The sequence below is a fragment of the Dictyobacter halimunensis genome (assembly GCF_036245075.1).
On record NZ_BSRI01000002.1, the window covers coordinates 1,741,377 to 1,759,248 of the forward strand.

The following is a 17,872-nucleotide window of genomic DNA, read 5'->3' on the forward strand; positions in this document are numbered from 1 at the left end:
TCTACGAAATGGTGAAATGACCGATCCAGACCACCGCACACGCAAGCGCGACACCAACTAACAACGCGATACCAAGAAAGCGAAAGCGATCAGAACCAAAGGCAAACAAGATGCCAAGCACCAGCAGAATAGCGAAAAAGTACAGCATAGGCGAACTCCTTCCAGCCTGTTCTCAGGCCCATCGAAACAACGTCACCACATCCTAATAGCTTGCCATACGACGACTGCCGCGGCTGACAGGTTGAGGGCGATAGATGTTAACCCCTAGCTTGATATCCTCACACCCAGGAACCGACACATTGCCGCCAGTTGTCGCAATGATCACCGACTTCCCGCTTGCCGACACCCCTAGTTCCTGGCTCAAATCTACTTCGATGACCAGGCGATCACCCTGAACCGACAGTTGAATATTCTGCATAGGCAACCTTCCTTCTACCAACCTTGCTGGTTAGTGGTATACATAACAACGCCGCATTCACTCACTGGTGACTGACTCCAACATCCAACCCACCGACGGCCACGCAACACAAAATGATGATCCTTGACCAGCTCCGCACCACACTCAACACACTGGACCGTCCGAGACAGGTGATACTCATGCGAATACTGATCCACTGGTTGACCAAACCGACGACGCATTCCATGCATAGACCACCTCCTTATGCTGGTTGATAAGGCCGCTTTACCGGGTATTCATACGCAATGTCATTCCCTAAAACCTGCACATCATGCAGCCACATCTCATGGCTATCAGAACGGATGTACACGACCGCCGCCAGGTCGATACCAGCGCGGCGCATCACCGAATGAACTGCGAACTGTACAGAGATCGCCATTGTGTCCTCGACCACATCCGGCTCAACTTCGAGCATTGATGGAGAGGCGAAGACCTGGATATGCAATGCATGCGCCCGCAAAACTGCCATTAGCTCACCACCTCCACATTAGCGCCGTTAATATGCAAAGCAGACCAGCAGGCCCGGCACTGTCCACCAAACAAATGGACCAGATGAGTTATACGAAGCTCACGGCCACAATCCTGGCACCAGACCGAGTGAAGAGATATACGCGCATGCTTTGGCTGTTTGATGTACTGACCATCATCCTGTAGCATTCGTTGTTTCATAGACATCTCCTTGTCACTAATGCCTAATGGCTTGCTATTGCAGCCATAACTTTAGGTTTCCTGAATGAAGGGGTAAATTGAAGTGGATTCCACAAAATCTCATCAGCATGTTCAAATCGCTCAAGTTCAGCACAGTCAGAGCAAACCAAATCTATTGCATGAGCAGATGTATGATCGCGATTAACAACCACCTGAAGAGATGCCACTTTTTGACACCAATCACATCTCTGCATAACCAACCCTCCTTTACTTACCTCTGAGTAACTGCCCTGGCAGCACTATCGTCTGAGACAATTAAAACATGGAAAGGAGGGTGCAGAAGGTAAAACAAAGTACCTAATACGGATCAATTTATGAGGCATACTAAAGGCATTTTCTGACCTATCTTTGATCCCTATTTGATCCATTTTGCTTTTATTACATAGCCTGAATCGCAATGCAATTTAGCAGCATAAAATGCGCGTAGAAGCTGGTCTAAGCCGCATAATCATGGTATAATTTAAATAGTCCTGATAAACGAACAAATTTTGAAGAGTAGGGTTATATGGCACAACGCATTAGCGGAGATCGCACATTAATCAATACCCTTGAAGCAAGCACAATTGCTGGAATGAGTCGTGAATACATTCAAAGGCTTGCCCGTAAAGGGCGGATAGAGGGTTTAAAGACAGGGCATGATTGGCTTGTTTATGAAGATTCTCTCACAACTTTTCTCGCTACACCACGCAAGACAGGTCCAAAGGGGCCGCGCACCCAGAGCAAGTAAAAATGGCTGAATAGTAGCTTTGACAAACATCCATAGAGAACAATTTACCACCAACCTGAAAGTGCGTTATTTCTATAGTAATGTGGGACATAGATAAGAAAGTAAGGCTAAATGCAGGAGGGAGACCTACATGCATCCACTTAAAAAGGCCCGTCTTGATCTAGGTTATTCCCAACAAATGCTTGCAGACTTTATTGGAGTCAGTACGCCAACAATCAAGCGAGCCGAAGCTGGCAAGCAAGTTAGAGTCGATATTGTCAGGCTCATATGTGACTTCTTCGCAGACAAGTATAAGCGAGAAGTAGAGCCACAAGAGCTAGGGTTAGCCCAGCAAGAGAAACAAGATAGCGAAGACCTATCACCCCTACAAAACAATAGTAGTGTTTTAATTACCCCAACATTTGATGCAGGAATAGCCGATAAACTTGAAAGCGCTGAAATTATTATTAATCTGGCCTGGGAGACCTGGTTTGCTTCACGACCTCGTGAAGTTGCACGCACTATGAATAAACTACTACCGGGCCTGGAAAAGATTGCGTACTCATTCTATCCGGCTATTCATACCACGCATGCAAAAAAACTTGCCATTCGGGCACATGGCTTGTTAGGTAGCGTTTGTTCGGATGCCTTGCAACATGACACAGCCCTTTTTCATTATATGCAAGCACATAGGATAGCAGAAGAAATACACGAGACAGATTTAATGGCTACCTATTTGTGTTTCATAGGTGAAGTTTTAAGACACCAGAACGACCAGGCAAGTGCACTAAGCCATATGGAGAATGCTAGAGATTTAGCGTATAATGCATCTAAGGCAACACGAGGGCATATCCTACAGATGCTTGCTTATGCTTATGGTGATAATAAGCAGGAAGATGCGTTTGACCGTGCTATCTCAGAAGCCACTGATCTGCTCTCGTTTTCTGGCGAGGGAATAGATGCATCAAAAAAGGAGTTTATTCCTTTTGAGATTTATGAGACACGAGGAAAGATTTATCGCGATTTAGGCAAGCCTACAGAGGCTATTCCTTATCTCGAACTTGCAGAGCAAGCCCTGGTTAGTGCGAACGCTGTCACACCTCGCTGGCATGCCCTTTTAGAGATCAGCAGGGCGCAGACATTTTGCGATGCTGGTGATATGAAGAAAGGGACGGAGCTGGCGCGTAAAGGTTTTATACTTGCATATCAGTGCCATTCGCGACACCAGATGAACCGGGTACGAAAACTTGTAAGAAAATTAGAAAGTGGTCCAGCCCGAAATCACCCAGGGGTGCCAGAGCTAAAGCATCTTGTTTATGAGACGTATATGAATATGGATAATGCAGCGATATAGGTGAAAGGAAACCATCACTATGTCTGATCAAGCACAGGGCGTTTTAGTTACGGTTGATGTTGTTATTCCACGCCTGTCGCCCTCTCATTCCGGATGGGAAGTGGTGCTGATCCAACGCAAGAAAGAGCCATATAAGGGATCGTGGGCGCTTCCTGGCGGCCACCTGGATATAGATGATCCATTACTAGAGGTTGCTGCACAACGCGAGGTCAGGGAAGAGACCGGCCTGGATATCCCCTTGCATATGTTTCAACAAGTGCAAACCCTCCAAGACTTCGAAGACCCTCGAGGCAAGTATGTTTGCCTGCTCTATGTCTTATCACAACCACTAAGCCCCAAGGCCACCATTGAAGCCGGTGACGATGCTTCTCACGTACAGTGGTACTCTATTGAGAATCTACAAGAGCTTCCAGAGCTAGCATTCAACCATATCAAACTACTTCGCATGGCCTTGAGCCAGTTTTTCACCTCGTACTACCATGAAGCTTTAAAGCTAGAGAAAATAAACGCCGCTCAGTGCGAAGTAAAAAATGCTTCTGGTATGCGTTGCCTCAACACAGCATACTGGCAATATAACGGCCTTGCTGTTTGTCCAGTTCACATCCAGTCGCTTACAGATAAAAGAAAAGACCAGGCAGCCAACTATCAATCAGAAGAACGTTCAATGGCTTAGCCTTAATAATTGCTCACTTCTAGATGAGGATCTCTATGCAATTAAATGGCAAGCTAATAAGCAATAGACCCCTAGGTTCTCTTCATGTTATTATAAGGAACAAAACTTATAAATGAATAATTGTATACAAAAATCGTAGGAGTGTAACGTACCTGGTAGAATAGACAGTAAAAGAAGAGAGGTACGGAAGACATGGCAGGCAAACGGAAAACGTATACACCAGAATTCAAGTGTGCGACACGAGGTCGCTTGCCGTGAGTGAAGCGAAGGTGCTTCCAGCCTAGTATCCAAGGCTGTCCCCAATTCCTCTTTGCGTCGTTGGTAACAAAGGCGTGAAAAGCGAGGGATAATGTCTAAGGAAGCTTCTAGCCAAAAGAGGCAACCGGGCTAGGGGAAGACTGGAAGGATGAATGCAAATGAACCTTTGATGAAGCTGCGTGACTGGTGGTCATCGTAACTGGCTGAAACGATGATGAATGGGATAACGATCTCCGTGGGTATTTGAATCACGGAGGTGGATACATCAATCCCCGCAGTAAAGAAGGCTATCCGCCCCAGTCGTATCTCACACACGCGGAACGTGGTAACCCCAATGAGATCTCAGGGATGGTCGATACCCTGAGTAAGCGAACTGCAAAGAAAGCCGAACTTCTCAGTGGGAGTAGGAGGAATCAAGAAGCGAAGGCTGCCAGCCGAAAGGCAACAGGAATTCATAACTGGGCAGATAGGGCCGGAAACGGACATACCCACGCTGAAAGGCGGCTAACGTGATTCTGGTGCATCACCCAAAGAACGATGTGAAGGTTACTTATCAAGGGAAAAGTTAGATGCGAGAATCAATCTCTGCAAACGGAACCGAGAAGCAAACCAACTGGGATGCCATCGATTGGGGCAAAGCCAATCGGATTGTTCGTAACCTCAGACAGCGAATCTTTCGGGCAGCACGAGAGGGCGACCAAAAAAAGGTGCGCTCACTCCAAAACTCATGATGAAAAGCTACGCGAACCGGCTCGTGAGTGTCCGGCGAGTGGCACAGATCAACGCTGGAAAATATACACCAGGTGTGGATAAGCTGGTGATCAAAACACCAGCGGCCAGAGGAAGAATGGTGGATGCCCTCGCCCACTACTCCCCCTGGAAAGCCAAACCAGTGCGGAGAATCTACATCCCAAAGGCCAACAACAAACGAAGGCCGTTAGGAATTCCCGTCGTGATGGACCGCTGCCTTCAAGCTGTGGTTAAGAACGCCCTCGAACCCGCTTGGGAAGCCAAGTTTGAGGGTACAAGCTACGGGTTTCGCCCAGGCCGGAGTGCCCATGATGCCATCGGAAAAATCTTTGTCTTGGCCCGACCAAATAAGACCAAGAAATGGATACTCGATGCCGATATTCGCGGCGCATTCGACCATATTTCACACGAGTATCTGCTGAAAGTCATTGGTCAGGTTCCTGGAAGGGAACTGATCAAACAATGGCTTAAAGCAGGTTACGTGGAACATGGGACGTTTCATGCAACGGAACAAGGAACCCCACAAGGTGGGGTTGTGTCACCATTGCTCGCAAATATTGCATTACATGGCATGGAAGAAGCTATCGGGGTCACGCATGACGCCCGAGGCCAGCTCATTGGAAAACGGGCAATCGTGAGGTATGCGGACGATTTTGTGTGCTTTTGTGAAACCAGGGAAGATGCCGAACAGGTACAAAATATTCTTGTGGAATGGCTGAAAGAGCGTGGTTTGACCCTCTCCGAGGAAAAAACGCGCATCGTTCACCTGACTGAAGGATTCGACTTTCTTGGCTTCAACATTCGGCACTATCCAGCACCGCAGACCGCGCGTTCGGGATGGAAACTCTTAATCAAACCCAGCAAAGAATCAATCCAAGCTATGCGAAAGAAGCTCAAGGGACAATGGGACAAAGCCCAAGGGACCAATGTACAATCGGTCCTAACAAAGCTGAATCCGATCATTCGAGGGTGGGCGAACTACTTCCGCACAGTGGTTGCCAAGGAAATCTTTAGCAAACTGGATAGCTGGATGTTCTACAAAGCAGACCGCTACACCAGACGTATGCACCCTAAGAAATCCAAAGACTGGCTGCACCACACCTACTGGGGGCAGTTTCAGCTTGATCGACGAGACTCCTGGGTGTTTGGTGACAAACAAACAGGTGGACATCTCCTCAAGTTTAGCTGGTTCCCGATAGAACGGCATATACTGGTTAAAGGAACGGCATCTCCAGATGATTCACGTCTCAAAGACTACTGGATGAAACGGCAGGCTGGGAAAGCCAAGGACCTGACGTTTTCCAAACAGAAGCTTGCCAAGAGACAACAAGGGCGATGCCTAGAATGTGGAGAGTCCCTCTTCAATGATGAAGAGACTCAGGTCCACCATCGTCTGGCAAAATCCCAAGGTGGTAAGGATAGCTACAGCAATCTGGCCCTGGTTCACTTGCTCTGTCATCAGCATATCCATGCTGTGACTGAACGTCCAATGCGCGAATGTCAGCAACATAACGACCGAGATCTACTGACTGAAGAAAAAACGCATGTACCAAAAGCTACAGCAAAATGAGAAAAGGAGTCGTGTTGTTTGTGATGTGCTCAAGCTGGGTGCGTTGAGAGGCGCACGCCCAGTTTCTAGGGGAGGACGTCGTAGCAATACGACGTCTTTACCCGACTCAAAGTGGTCATGGAAAGCTTTCAGCGTGAGACGACCTTAGAAGAAGTGTGCCGAAAGTTTGGCCTGGCCAGCTCCGTCATCAGTCGATGGCGCCAAGAATTTCAACAAAAAGGGCCAGAGATCTTTGCCGATCAACGTGATCTCCAAACGCGCAGCAAGGCTCAAGGCCATGCACCAGGGGAATCTCCGGAAGAGTTGAAGCAGCTCATTGGCGATCTGACCGTTCAAAATGACCTGCTAAAAAAATCCCGCGGGCTACTGGGCAATTAAGCGCACACGAGAAAGTGGAACTTGGGCGAACCCTCTGCGCTTCTGGTGGTCCGATCAACAAAACACAACTCGCCCGTGCCCTTGGCATCGCTCGTAGCAGCCTGTATCTGCATCTCAAGCGGCCGCAGATGGATAAAGCCTTGGTTGTCAGTATTGAACAGTGGCATGAACTGGATGATACGTTGGGACATCGCAAGCTGGCCGTGCTCACCAACACAGGCAAGAATCGGGTCAAACGGGTGATGCACAAATATGGCATCGCCGCTCGGCGCAAAAAGAAGAAGTACGTCTATCCGGGCAAGGCAACTGAGATAGCTCCGAACCTGGTCCGAGAACTGAGCGAAGATGCCACGCAACACGTGATTTTTTCTGACATCTTTGAGGTTCATCTGGCCGATCAATCCCGCGTGCGAGGCTGCTTTGCCCTGGAGAAACAGACGCGCCAGATTTTCGGACTGGCCTTTGATTATCATATGCGCGCCGACCTGGTGACGAGCGTCATAGAGACCATGACCTTTCCCACAGCGGGAGCCATTTGGCATAGCGATCAAGGCAAACAATATGGAGCGCACTGCACCCAAAATCTGCTGTTGCAGAAAGGATTTCTGCAATCGATGAGCCGTGCTGGCACACCCACAGATAATGGCTACGCCGAGAGGTTTGTGGGCACCTTCAAGCTTGCTGTGGCGGATCGCCGTTCGTACCGAACCCTGGGTCACTTTCTGGGCGCTGCAGAAACATGGATCAATTTTTACAATACGGTACGTCCTCACGAGGGCGTCGGCAATTGTTCACCCTTGCACTATGCGCAAGAGCATCAGTTACACGGGGCTCCTTTGATTTCCTTATGAGCGTGTCTCTTTTACTGGGTACTTTACAGAGTACATATGGCCGTCCCTGACTACCAAAGTCTTATGCTTCCTCTCTTAAAAGTAGCCAATGATGGTAATGAGCACAATATTAGAGACACCATAGAGATTTTAGCTCAACAACTCATGCTCAGTGAACAAGATAGAAAAGAACTTCTCCCCAGTGGTAAACAGCGCAGATTTGATAATCGAGTCCACTGGGCTCGTACTTACCTGGTAAAAGCTCTTTTACTGGCCAACACGGGAAAATCAAAAATTCGCATAACGGAACGCGGCCAGGAAGTTATTAAATCAAATCCTACCCATATTAATGTCAAATACTTAAGACGGTTTCCTGAGTTCATTGCTTTTGTTGGCAGCAAAAGTAATGGGGATGCAGAGACAACGCAAGAAATCATTGAAGAAGTCAGCCAGACACCACAAGAAATTTTAGAGGCCAGCTATCAGAACCTGAAAAAGAACCTCGCCATGGAACTGCTGGAACGTGTCAAAAATAGCCCACCAAAGTTCTTTGAAAATCTTGTTGTAGATCTGCTCATTGCCATGGGATATGGAGGCTCGCGGAAAGATGCGGGACAAGCTATAGGGCAGGTAGGAGATGGTGGCATAGATGGAATAATCAAAGAAGATAAACTAGGCCTGGATGCTATTTATCTTCAAGCGAAAAGATGGGAAGGAACGGTTGCTCGACCGGTTGTACAAGGATTTGCAGGTGCTCTCATAGGCAGGAAAGCGCGAAAAGGGGTTTTCATAACCACGTCTGATTTTTCCAGACAGGCAATCGACTATGCCAATGGAATTGATAATTTGAAAATTATTTTAATTGACGGTGAACAATTAGCTCAGTTAATGATTGAGCATAATGTGGGTGTAGCAGAAGAGTCACGATACATTCTTAAGAAGATAGATCTAGATTACTTTAGCGAGGAATAGCAATAGGGAAAACAACGAGTATGGACCAGTTTGAGCATATTCTTGAAGATTGCCAGAAGCAGGTTGCCCGGGGAGCTTCTCAAGAGGAAATTATTGTGAACTTGCATACTCAAGGCGTAAACATTATAGAGTCCACGAAAATCATCCGAGGAGTGTACCATATTCCTCTTATCGATGCTAAGCGCATTGTGACAGCTCATCCTGTTTGGACATCCCTTGTCCAGAGTTGGGATCCAATTCATGCGGCCTTGATCGAGGAATTAGAAAAGGATGCAAAAAAAAGTTCTTTTGACTCATAGAAAAAGCATAACCAATCTCCCTGCGAGGTTAATCGGAGCAAATGGCAAGCAAGCTATTAATAGAAATGTCCACCATGTACAAAAAAACCAACCTGTCATGCAGGGTATATTGGCGATAATCTGAGGCCCATCGGTTCCATTCTGAGCAGTAATATGACTCCTTACTTCATCTTTGCTCATTCCGGTACCAAAGAAGAATATTTATATGAAAAAGAAACATATACAGCAGAGTCCTCAACCTAACGAGTGGCTCTTTACCTGCCCAATCCAGATATCCGCAGCGACAATTATTGCTACATTAGGAATGATTCACAGTGGCATCACCGAAGTCAATGCATGCAACTGGCAAAACGAAGGAGACATGGCAACAGCATTTGTTCGAGAATATGGCTACAATGAGCCTATACTCTCTTCATATCCTTCTGGCTCCAAAGTAAACTGGAATGGGTTGGAAGATTGGATGTTCATCCGTACATCACAGAATAACCCAAACCCAGCTTCTCCAACTAGCAACTTTGTTGGTGAGGTCTTAATCATTCGACGATGCCAACCAGAACAAGAACACATCATGGGTTTTGTTGCGAGTATGGTTGCTGCTAATGTGGAATGGTTAAGTAAAAAGCTCCACCATCCAGATCCGGTGCTAGCAGTACGCCCATTGGCCTTGGTACTCGAAGGTTGGGAAACGCCCATGCTAGAGTGGAAAGGTTGGGGAAAACGTGAAGCTTGGATAGTCAATGAATGGCCAAATAATAAAGCCATTAAAGCAGAATGACTAGGCAGCCGCAAAAAGTGGGGGCAAAACTGGGGGCAGAAACGTTCAACGCAGGTTATAAAGCCTTGATTTCATTGGACAAATTTAATAAGCCAACCAGCTTGAGAGGCTCATCGAGGCAGATGGCAAGCCATTAGAAAACGGGACTGTGAGTAGTTCAAATCCTCTCACCCCGACTACCGAACGAGGCCGGAAGCTTTTACATAAAAAGGCTTCCGGCCTCGCTTTATGCGTGCCTATGCTTATTCTAAATAATGACTCACTACCCCAAAATGTAGCAACCGTGTAGCAACGCGCTATTTTTTGCCTTTTTTCTTGGTTTTTTTGCCAAATTTATCCTCCCATTGTTCAGCCGCGTCATCCTGTAGCGTATGAAAAATATACTACTTTTTCACCTTAGACTTTTCCAAGCCTGTAATATCTTGCAGTACACCTGCCAGTGGTTTTGTGAAGGGCGTGCTATGTACATAGCACTGTGGATTGCAAAGGTCGCGAGTGGGATGATAGAGGAGTATTCCTCCCTGCGTTGTTTGTAGAGATGTGAAAACCTCTTCCGGGGTAGAGATGAAGAGGTGACGTTGTGCCTGATGGCAAAAATGCTCCCAGCACCAGGCAGTAGTAGTCGTAATAGTATACACGCCCTCTGCCTGTTTCCGTGCTACGCAAGCGGCTGCAAGTTGGGTGATCCGCTGCTCGCTCACATTACTCCACTTGGTTGCCCGCTCAATGGCTTCAAGAACATCAAAATAATGATCGATTTCACAGAGGGCTGGATATCCGCATTCCAGACACGGTTGCACGAATTGATGATGGCGTTGCCATGGACGGTAATGAGCCTCAACTAAAACAGTGGTCATCGGTTTACTTCTTTCTCTTTTCATATGCGCCTGGGCAACATTGTTCAACTCTGGACAATCCTGTACGAATTGGGGAACACCCATAACTGCTCTCCCCAGGGAGTAAACGCCTATGCATACCGCTCAAGCTCGCGGCATAGGCTGAGGGAGCCAGCGTAGCCAGAACGGTCAGAGTGGTGAAGATGACGGCTAAGGCGAGGCGGAGCCAGAGACCACCACGCCAGAGCAAGCGTACCGCGGCGGCGCATCGAGCACGCAACTGCTCAACCTCCGGGTGCGACATGCGTAATTTGAGCATGTAAACCCTCCTGTACGACTGAGAGACGTACATACATAAAAAGAGGAATATCAATTATACGTGAAAACAAAGCACAGCAAAAAACACATGACAATGACAACGCCTGTGTGGATTCGCCGTTGCGGCTTCGAAACACATCGAAAAGAAAGCCAGTGCATCCTTACACGGCGGGGAAAGGGCGTCCTGCTCCTTTAACTATTGATGAGAATGAGTTGGAGGTGATGTGTAAAAGAGGCAACTGGCACGGTTACTCTCTTACACCATTGGATACGAAAATAAACCTTCAGGAAACATTCAAATCAAAAAACAGAAAATAGGGTATGCAAGCTCCATAGTAGCAAGAAAACTACTAATGCTTCTTTGATACCAGATGTATTACTACACTATGTAGTATATAAAAGCAAGAGTATAAAAGTCAACCCTCTATGGAAATCTATTTATTTTTCGAATAGTTCCATAGAAAGTTGTTTTCTTTACATATAAAAGAAAACTCATCAGTAAATGCGTATTACACATATCACCAACGGGGTGAAGAAGAGAAGGGCTTTGGCGCTGAGAGATAGAGCAGAAGCAGGATTGAAGGGAGTGATAGTTCCCATAAGAAAAACTCCTGCTTCCCATGGGTGATTCCTGAGGAAGCTCTGGTCATTCACCGCTATATTTCACCATCCTGGCCTCTTGTTCCCATCTCTGCTTGTGGAAATCACATAGGAATTGAGAGGCTTCGACGTTTGGAATACTGTTTAAATTTGCTTAAAAAACGCAATTGCCTATTTTGACCTTGACAATCAAAATTGCTATATATTATAAATTATATTACTAATTGCAATAAATAGGTTGCTATGTATAGCAGAATCAGTGGGCGTTGCTGCCTTGTTCTGATGTGTATTCTGATGTTCACCCTGGCAGGATGCATGCAAGGAACAACGTATTCTACTGGTCAGTGGATCCAGCAAAATGCGATTCCGCTACAAACAACAGACCAGGGCCATTCAGACGCCGACCTTGCTCCATTGAAACAAATTGTCGGCAACGCCAGTATCGTTGGACTTGGAGAAGAAACTCATGGCACACATGAAATCATTGATCTTAAGGCACGCCTTGAGGAGGAACTTTTTATGTCTTTACCTCCTAATATATTGAATAGGCTACAAATCGCTAGTGGGGCGACAATACTTGTGTTGGGGACAATCATTGTCTACCACCTCGTTTCTACCCAGGGTTTCCTTTGGTTATGGGCGGCAATTCCATATTGCGTGTTAGGATTTACATCCATGGGTGCTGGAATCTTTGGCGTTATCTATCGCAAAAAGAAAGAGCCATAAAATCTTACTTGTGTGATATATGCTTATAGGGTCAAGTAAAATACCAAACGGAGCTACATTGCCCGCTACTGGATAAGCAAAAGATGCAAGGACGGCCCATCAGTGACGAGCACATAGTTCTTGAATAGCGCTATGCATGGCTGGCGGCACATCAAATCGCTGGGTGAGAAAATCTAGAATTGCCAGTGCCGACTCAACATTGTGCTCATAACCTTGCATAAAGGTCGGAAGGTAGTGAGCTATTTGCGGATAGCGCGTCTCGTATCTGCGCTCCATATTGAATTGATCTTCATTCTGCACCCGCGCAGTTTCTATGGACTTTGTCAGCGCAAGGATATGATCGACCGCATAACTCTGGATAGAGCGTGTACCGGTCAGCACCTCGCCTCGATGCACACGGCCAAGCCCAACATAAAGATTGGTCAGTGCCTCGCCCAGATGCCACTCCATTGTGCCTTCAATAGCATTGACACGTTGCTGTACAGGTTGCGGATTAAGCAACGTCTCATCAAAAGATACATCTTTCCAGACAAGGCGTCCATGTGCAAAAGGAATATGACGAAGCTCATGCGGCTCAAACACGGCAAATTCACAAAAAATACCATCCTCAAACAGGACCTTATAGCCGTCCACAGTGTTGCGAAAGACATAACTCGGTGGACAAGGGGCGGCCAGCCAATCAAGGTTATCAATGTAGCGGTCCTTCGTTCCCGGTCTGACAATAGCAAAAAAATCCAGGTCAGAATACTTATCCAATCGCTCTATTTCGTTGCCAACCGATCCCAGACCCAGCAGTGCCAGGGCCGTACCAGTGTCCCTCAATGCAAATCCAATTTTATCTAAGCGCGTAAGAAGTTGCTGCGCTGTCGGCATAAAATCTATCCTTTCACTATCATAATGATCTCACTGGAAATAGTTTCTAGCAATAAAGGGTGCTCAGTCGATAGGCTACTACAACATAAGTACCGGATATCTATTCTCTACTCAACCAATTATTATTTCTACGCTCGATCTCCTAATAATCATAAATCAGCATCTATTTTAATTGCTCCCCCGTAACCTATAATGTGCAATGGCACATCGATGTAAAAGTAATTAAAAGGATGAGGCTACATATGGCCGTCCAATTGTTCACGATAGGCATTGCTGTCATTCTAATTAGCCTTGTCATTCTCGTTCCGACACTGTATTTTGCGTTCAGAGTACATCGGCAACAAAACTTACAAGGAGCAAACAAACCCTGGTATAGAAGCGCATCGATTGTCCTGCCACTTTCCATGTTAGAAATGATGATGACGTCCCTGTTTCTGGGGTTTATGGGGCTTAAGCGGTTCCCCGGCTCTCCAGTTCTTTATGTATTAGAAATAATATTCCCAATGATTGGCATAGCTATAGCTGTCTACGCGTTCCTACTGATCAAAAAGAAATCGCTATAGTATCAAGAGTATAAGATAGATGGCAAAACGCACCCAGATGCTGGTTAATCACTGCATCTGGGTGCGTCTTTGCTTTTGATTTGCGTAGAGCTAAGATCTTTTTTTGCGGGCGCTGATGAGGGTAGCGCCGGGGGTGATCAGGCGGTGCTGGCGTACCTGCTCCATGCCGCAGGATTGTAGCCAATCCTTGACCTCTGAGAAGGGATAGCAGGTGCCGCCGACGATCTCCATGGTGTTGGCCATCAGCTGGACCATGGTGTTGGCAATGCGGGAGTAGCGCGTCTGGTTAGGTATCTGGTCGACGAAGAAGATCTGGCCGCCCGGCTTGAGGGTGGCGATGACTTTGGTCAGCAGGGCGCGATTCTGCTCTGGCTGCAGCAGATGGGCGATGTGGAAGTAGAGGGCTGCGTCAAAGGTGGCGGAGAACTGTTGATCAAAAGCGTCGTGTACCAGATCTGTGCAGACAAAGTGGATCCGCTTGTTCAGCTTCTGCTGTTTTACGGTGCGTAGGCCCGCCTCAATGCCGGGCTGAATATCCAGCACGGTGGCCTGCAGGCGCGGATATTTGCGGCAGAGCATGGCGCTATACGCCGCGTGCGATCCCCCAATATCTACCAGGCTACTGGCGCCCCTGGGTAAGTGGATTTTGTAGATGACCTCCCGGCCGAGGACGCTGGCCAAGGAGGCCAGTCCCGCGTAGTGGCGCGCCAGCTGACGCTGCACCTCGGGATCACTGGGATCCTCTTCATATGGCATGCGCTGGGCGGGCTGGTGCGTGCGGATGGCGGCCGGCAAATTCTTCCAGATATCGACGATGTCCGGACTGTGGATGACATAGGGCGCCACGGAGAAAGGAGAGCTTGTCAAGAGCCAGCGGCGCGCGACGCGCGAATTACTATAGCTCCCCTTGCGCTCCCGTATATATCCCGCCGAAACCAGTACCTGCAGCAAGAGCTTCAGTCCATCAGGATGACAATCCAGCCCTTCAGCCAGTTGCTCCAGGGTCAGGGATCTGCGATCCAGCGTATCAAACAGGTTGAGTTCACAGGCGGTCACCAGCACGCTGGCAATACCAGGAACCAGCGGGGTATCAAAAAGCGGTGCGGGCAGTAAATTCAGGCTGGCCAGAACGTGGTCCACTAGAGATAAGCGTAAGGGCATGCGCTCTACCTTTCAACAAGAACATAAGATTCATTTCGTTCAGGGTCCTATACATGTAATACGGATCACATGAGAAAGAGGCTGCCAAGCCAGCCACTGGCCAGAAGCAAGCAGGTGAATGCCGTCAAAAGGAAATAGTGCTTGTCGTTGTGCCCGTTGCGCCAGAGGCGGGGCCAGATGGCCAGTACAACCGACAGCACACATACCAGCAGGAGCGTTGGCCAGATAATCAGGGGGCGCGCGCCAGCGATGTTGAGCAGCGTAAAAAGACCTACCAGGATGGTCGCGCCCAGGATCAGCAGAGGACAGGCCAGCAGCGTTCTTTGTTCACCCAGCACGACCGCCAGGGTGTGCGCGTTGTTGGCCGCGTCCTCGGCGATATCTGGTAATGAGTTTGAGAGGTTGAGGGCGATTCCCAGCAGCGCGGCAACAGGGATCAAACAGAAGAGAGCGGGCGAGCCATGACCAACGCCAACGAAGGCGTAAACAGGAATCAGAGGGATGGCCAGCGCGAAAACGATGCCGCTCCACGGCGTCGATTTGAGTCCCAGGTTATACCCCTGCCCCAGTAACAGGTAGAGCACTGAGAGGAGCAGGGCCAGCCAGTTAAGGGGCAGCAGCAACAGGAACATCAGAATGATCCACGCCCAGCCAAACACCAGCGCCTCGCGCGGCGAAACCAGTCCACGCGCGATCGGCTTCTGGCGCTTGCTCTCTATGTCCAGCCGCCGATCGCAGTAATCGTTGAGTACGGCGATCGAGCATTGCATGGCGAAGTGGGCGCCGATCACCAGCAGCACGGTGGTCCAGGCCAGGTGGGGCCACGCGGCCAGTACAGCGAAGACGGTTACCGCCACAGTATGTATCAAAACAGGTCCGGGATGACAGAGCAAAAAAAAGCCCAGCGCTCTATCGCCAGGCCGTCGCTGTTTCACAGTTTCCACGATATGCTCCCCCTCAATCTGCCGCCATCACCACCCTTACGACCAACCAGTAGCCTATCATATCAAGAAACAACCATAGAGTGAGTGAGTTACCAGACCGGTAAACGATCCATTACAGCCTTATACCACTGATCCCGCATATCAGAACCGGCTACCGCCAGCGTAATCCAGATACCAAGCAGCGTACCCAGTATCCACAAAAAGAGCATGACTGTATCGCTATTAACATGGACCAGCCCCTGCCAGAGAGAAAGCACCAGCAAGGATAGTGGATCATGCCCATTCGCGATAGGCAGCGCGGGGCGCACCGAGGGCTGCTCCAGCACAATGCCTAACATGGTAATGGTCGCCAGGGCGACAGCGGTCAACATCTCCGGCAGCGAAGGTCGGAATGATGTCAGGGAACGTGCTTGCTGTTCCTGAACCGCGACCTGCGGTGAGCTTAGCGCCACGCGCCGCATAATATGCATAGTCAGATCAGCTGGTTCGCGCACCATCTCCATCCCAGTCAACACCTGGTCCACCTCTAGCAGTAGAAAATATTCGCGGCAACAGGCAGAGCAACCTGAAAGATGCAATTCTAACGCGCGCGTCTGCTCTAAATTCAATTGCTTATCAAGATACAATTGTAGTTGGCGGGTCGCTTTTGAACAATGCATGACTAACCTTTCGTTTTCCACTCTTGATCAAACGCCTCTAAACGCTCCTTCAGCAGATTCCTCGCCCGAAAAAGATGCGTTTTTATTGTTCCGATCGGCATAGTCAAAATTTCAGCCATCTCCTCGTAAGTCATTTCTTGTAAATGTCTTAACACCAACACGACACGATATTTGGCAGGCAGGGTTGATATATGTTCACGTACGATCGCCTGTCTATCATGAGCTTCTAGCTCGGCCCCGATGCGCTCATCGCTATCTACAGCCTCCGCCTGCATGGCGACTTGTAACGCGCTATCTTTCTTCCGCTGCTCTAGCTGCTTCAATGCACAATTATAGGCGATCCGGTGCAACCAGGTAGTAAAACGCGCGTCTCTTCGAAATGATCGCAGACCTTGCCAGGCGGCCAAAAAGGTCTCCTGCGTGACTTCGTTGGCCTCGTCATACTGCTGGAGCATCCGGTATACTAAATTAAATACACGGCGCTGATGGCGCTGAACCAGTACGGCAAATGCATCTTGATCGCCAGCCTGGCTGGCGATGACAAGGGCAACATCATCCTGTTCTGTAAATGTCGAGGCTACGCCTGGCAATGATATTCCAATACTTTGTGGTGGCTGCAATAGATACTCACTCATCATACTAATTTAGAGTCTCATTTGAGAGTATATGTTTCACCAAACTGACGAAACATACAAGTTGCTTAAACGTATCTTATCATACAGACTGATATCTGTATAAAGAGGTAGCCCTATATGTCATTCAACGCAATAGTTCTTGTCATTGGCTGGCTAATCGCCCTGGCCATTTTTCTCGGTTTTATCATCTTATTACGCTACATCCAGCACCGTGAACGCATGGCTATGATCAGCCGCGGGCTTCACCCATCAGAAATACAACGCAGGCGTCGCAACAAAGGTATCCTACGAGCAGGCCTGATCACTATGATGGTCGGACTTACCCTGCTTATCGGCTTATATCCGATTGGCTTTTTACTGCCTGCGACCCTTGCCACCGCCCCGCTACACATTGGGCCCTGGTTGCTCCCAGGCCTGATCCCGTTTGGCGTCGGACTGGCCCTGACCGGCAGCTATTATCTAGAGCAGAACTCACAGGGCGACATTGAAGACCCAAAGGAGACCAGGCTCAACAAAAAAGACGACACCAACATCATCCCGCTCAAAGAGCGCAAAGGGGGTCCCCGTGCGTAACGAGGTCGCATCTGGTGCAGGGGCGCAAACGCGGCGATTAATGCATCTGTGTGCATATTCCTGACGTTCTTTCGCGGCGTAAAAGCGCTTCAAATCCCATTAGCCCTTTTTTTTGGGCGTTCCTAAAATTTCATACAAAAACGCTTGACAGAAAAGCCGGTCAGTGCTATTATCTCTCTTGCGCCAGACAGGAACGTCTGAAGCGTCTACATAACACAATTAACTGTGAAATGTAGGAACATGAACAACTGAAG

The 17,872-nt window shown here is 48.3% G+C and carries 23 protein-coding genes and 1 pseudogene; 12 read left to right on the top strand and 12 right to left on the bottom strand.

Going from position 1 to position 17,872, the window contains the following annotated elements; all coding sequences use genetic code 11:
* Position 1: 1 nt before the first annotated feature.
* From AABA21_RS21180 to AABA21_RS21205, 6 genes are read right to left on the bottom strand one after another with little or no spacing between them, the layout of a single operon-like run.
* Positions 2 to 148, bottom strand: a complete 147-nt coding sequence (locus AABA21_RS21180; RefSeq protein ID WP_338253488.1) for a hypothetical protein — start codon at positions 146 to 148, stop codon at positions 2 to 4.
* Between the two features lie 54 nt (positions 149 to 202).
* Positions 203 to 418 carry a hypothetical protein gene (locus AABA21_RS21185; RefSeq protein ID WP_338253490.1) on the bottom strand — a complete coding sequence of 72 codons (216 nt, stop codon included), beginning with the start codon at positions 416 to 418 and terminating at the stop codon, positions 203 to 205.
* 14 nt (positions 419 to 432) lie between these two features.
* The gene (locus AABA21_RS21190; RefSeq protein ID WP_338253491.1) at positions 433 to 648 is read right to left on the bottom strand and encodes a hypothetical protein; all 216 of its coding nucleotides are present in this window, start codon (positions 646 to 648) and stop codon (positions 433 to 435) included.
* An 11-nt stretch (positions 649 to 659) separates the two neighbouring features.
* Entirely contained in the window at positions 660 to 926 is a 267-nt protein-coding gene (locus tag AABA21_RS21195; RefSeq protein ID WP_338253493.1) for a hypothetical protein, read from the bottom strand.
* Positions 926 to 1,126: a hypothetical protein gene (locus AABA21_RS21200; RefSeq protein ID WP_338253494.1), complete on the bottom strand. Its 201-nt coding sequence runs from the start codon at positions 1,124 to 1,126 to the stop codon at positions 926 to 928. Before AABA21_RS21200 ends, AABA21_RS21195 begins: the two co-directional genes overlap by 1 nt.
* Before the next feature lie 23 nt (positions 1,127 to 1,149).
* Positions 1,150 to 1,359 carry a hypothetical protein gene (locus AABA21_RS21205; RefSeq protein WP_338253496.1) on the bottom strand — a complete coding sequence of 70 codons (210 nt, stop codon included), beginning with the start codon at positions 1,357 to 1,359 and terminating at the stop codon, positions 1,150 to 1,152.
* A 311-nt stretch (positions 1,360 to 1,670) separates the two neighbouring features.
* On the opposite strand from AABA21_RS21205, the gene AABA21_RS21210 reads away from it, so the two are divergent.
* From AABA21_RS21210 to AABA21_RS21255, 10 genes and pseudogenes are all read left to right on the top strand, one after another.
* Positions 1,671 to 1,892, top strand: coding sequence for a helix-turn-helix domain-containing protein (locus tag AABA21_RS21210; protein ID WP_338253497.1), 222 nt, complete (start codon positions 1,671 to 1,673; stop codon positions 1,890 to 1,892).
* Between the two features lie 130 nt (positions 1,893 to 2,022).
* On the top strand, positions 2,023 to 3,225 hold the full coding sequence (locus AABA21_RS21215; RefSeq protein ID WP_338253498.1) for an NsdA family TPR-like regulatory protein: 1,203 nt from the start codon (positions 2,023 to 2,025) through the stop codon (positions 3,223 to 3,225).
* A 19-nt stretch (positions 3,226 to 3,244) separates the two neighbouring features.
* Positions 3,245 to 3,898, top strand: coding sequence for an NUDIX domain-containing protein (locus tag AABA21_RS21220; protein WP_338253499.1), 654 nt, complete (start codon positions 3,245 to 3,247; stop codon positions 3,896 to 3,898).
* An 827-nt stretch (positions 3,899 to 4,725) separates the two neighbouring features.
* Positions 4,726 to 5,954: pseudogene (gene ltrA / locus AABA21_RS21225) on the top strand (group II intron reverse transcriptase/maturase); the annotation flags it as partial.
* 213 nt (positions 5,955 to 6,167) lie between these two features.
* A complete protein-coding gene (locus tag AABA21_RS21230; RefSeq protein WP_338258459.1) occupies positions 6,168 to 6,476 on the top strand; it encodes an HNH endonuclease in 309 nt (102 codons plus the stop codon).
* A 111-nt stretch (positions 6,477 to 6,587) separates the two neighbouring features.
* Entirely contained in the window at positions 6,588 to 6,854 is a 267-nt protein-coding gene (locus tag AABA21_RS21235; protein WP_338253501.1) for a transposase, read from the top strand.
* Positions 6,855 to 6,868: 14 nt separating this feature from the next.
* Positions 6,869 to 7,705, top strand: coding sequence for an IS3 family transposase (locus AABA21_RS21240; RefSeq protein ID WP_338253502.1), 837 nt, complete (start codon positions 6,869 to 6,871; stop codon positions 7,703 to 7,705).
* A 36-nt stretch (positions 7,706 to 7,741) separates the two neighbouring features.
* Entirely contained in the window at positions 7,742 to 8,656 is a 915-nt protein-coding gene (locus AABA21_RS21245; RefSeq protein WP_338253503.1) for a restriction endonuclease, read from the top strand.
* A gap of 20 nt (positions 8,657 to 8,676) precedes the next feature.
* Complete coding sequence (locus AABA21_RS21250) at positions 8,677 to 8,955, top strand: hypothetical protein (RefSeq protein ID WP_338253504.1); 279 nt, start codon at positions 8,677 to 8,679, stop codon at positions 8,953 to 8,955.
* Positions 8,956 to 9,160: 205 nt separating this feature from the next.
* Positions 9,161 to 9,730, top strand: coding sequence for a hypothetical protein (locus tag AABA21_RS21255; RefSeq protein ID WP_338253506.1), 570 nt, complete (start codon positions 9,161 to 9,163; stop codon positions 9,728 to 9,730).
* A gap of 383 nt (positions 9,731 to 10,113) precedes the next feature.
* On the opposite strand, the gene AABA21_RS21260 is transcribed toward AABA21_RS21255, so the two are convergent.
* Positions 10,114 to 10,671 carry a hypothetical protein gene (locus AABA21_RS21260; RefSeq protein ID WP_338253507.1) on the bottom strand — a complete coding sequence of 186 codons (558 nt, stop codon included), beginning with the start codon at positions 10,669 to 10,671 and terminating at the stop codon, positions 10,114 to 10,116.
* 1,128 nt (positions 10,672 to 11,799) lie between these two features.
* Here AABA21_RS21260 and AABA21_RS21265 point away from each other — a divergent pair.
* Positions 11,800 to 12,210 carry a hypothetical protein gene (locus tag AABA21_RS21265; RefSeq protein ID WP_338253508.1) on the top strand — a complete coding sequence of 137 codons (411 nt, stop codon included), beginning with the start codon at positions 11,800 to 11,802 and terminating at the stop codon, positions 12,208 to 12,210.
* 99 nt (positions 12,211 to 12,309) lie between these two features.
* Here AABA21_RS21265 and AABA21_RS21270 read toward each other — a convergent pair whose 3' ends face one another.
* The 5 genes from AABA21_RS21270 to AABA21_RS21290 form a co-directional block, all read right to left on the bottom strand.
* Entirely contained in the window at positions 12,310 to 13,083 is a 774-nt protein-coding gene (locus tag AABA21_RS21270) for a hypothetical protein (RefSeq protein ID WP_338253510.1), read from the bottom strand.
* 653 nt (positions 13,084 to 13,736) lie between these two features.
* Positions 13,737 to 14,807 (bottom strand): class I SAM-dependent methyltransferase, encoded by a 1,071-nt coding sequence (locus AABA21_RS21275; protein ID WP_338253512.1) that lies wholly within the window; start codon positions 14,805 to 14,807, stop codon positions 13,737 to 13,739.
* Positions 14,808 to 14,872: 65 nt separating this feature from the next.
* Positions 14,873 to 15,751 carry a UbiA family prenyltransferase gene (locus tag AABA21_RS21280; RefSeq protein ID WP_338253514.1) on the bottom strand — a complete coding sequence of 293 codons (879 nt, stop codon included), beginning with the start codon at positions 15,749 to 15,751 and terminating at the stop codon, positions 14,873 to 14,875.
* Between the two features lie 89 nt (positions 15,752 to 15,840).
* Positions 15,841 to 16,410 carry an anti-sigma factor family protein gene (locus AABA21_RS21285; RefSeq protein ID WP_338253515.1) on the bottom strand — a complete coding sequence of 190 codons (570 nt, stop codon included), beginning with the start codon at positions 16,408 to 16,410 and terminating at the stop codon, positions 15,841 to 15,843.
* Positions 16,411 to 16,412: 2 nt separating this feature from the next.
* Complete coding sequence (locus tag AABA21_RS21290; RefSeq protein WP_338253516.1) at positions 16,413 to 17,048, bottom strand: RNA polymerase sigma factor; 636 nt, start codon at positions 17,046 to 17,048, stop codon at positions 16,413 to 16,415.
* Positions 17,049 to 17,162: 114 nt separating this feature from the next.
* Between AABA21_RS21290 and AABA21_RS21295 the strand changes: the two genes are divergently transcribed.
* The gene (locus AABA21_RS21295; RefSeq protein ID WP_338253518.1) at positions 17,163 to 17,618 is read left to right on the top strand and encodes a DUF6249 domain-containing protein; all 456 of its coding nucleotides are present in this window, start codon (positions 17,163 to 17,165) and stop codon (positions 17,616 to 17,618) included.
* Positions 17,619 to 17,872 lie beyond the last annotated feature (254 nt).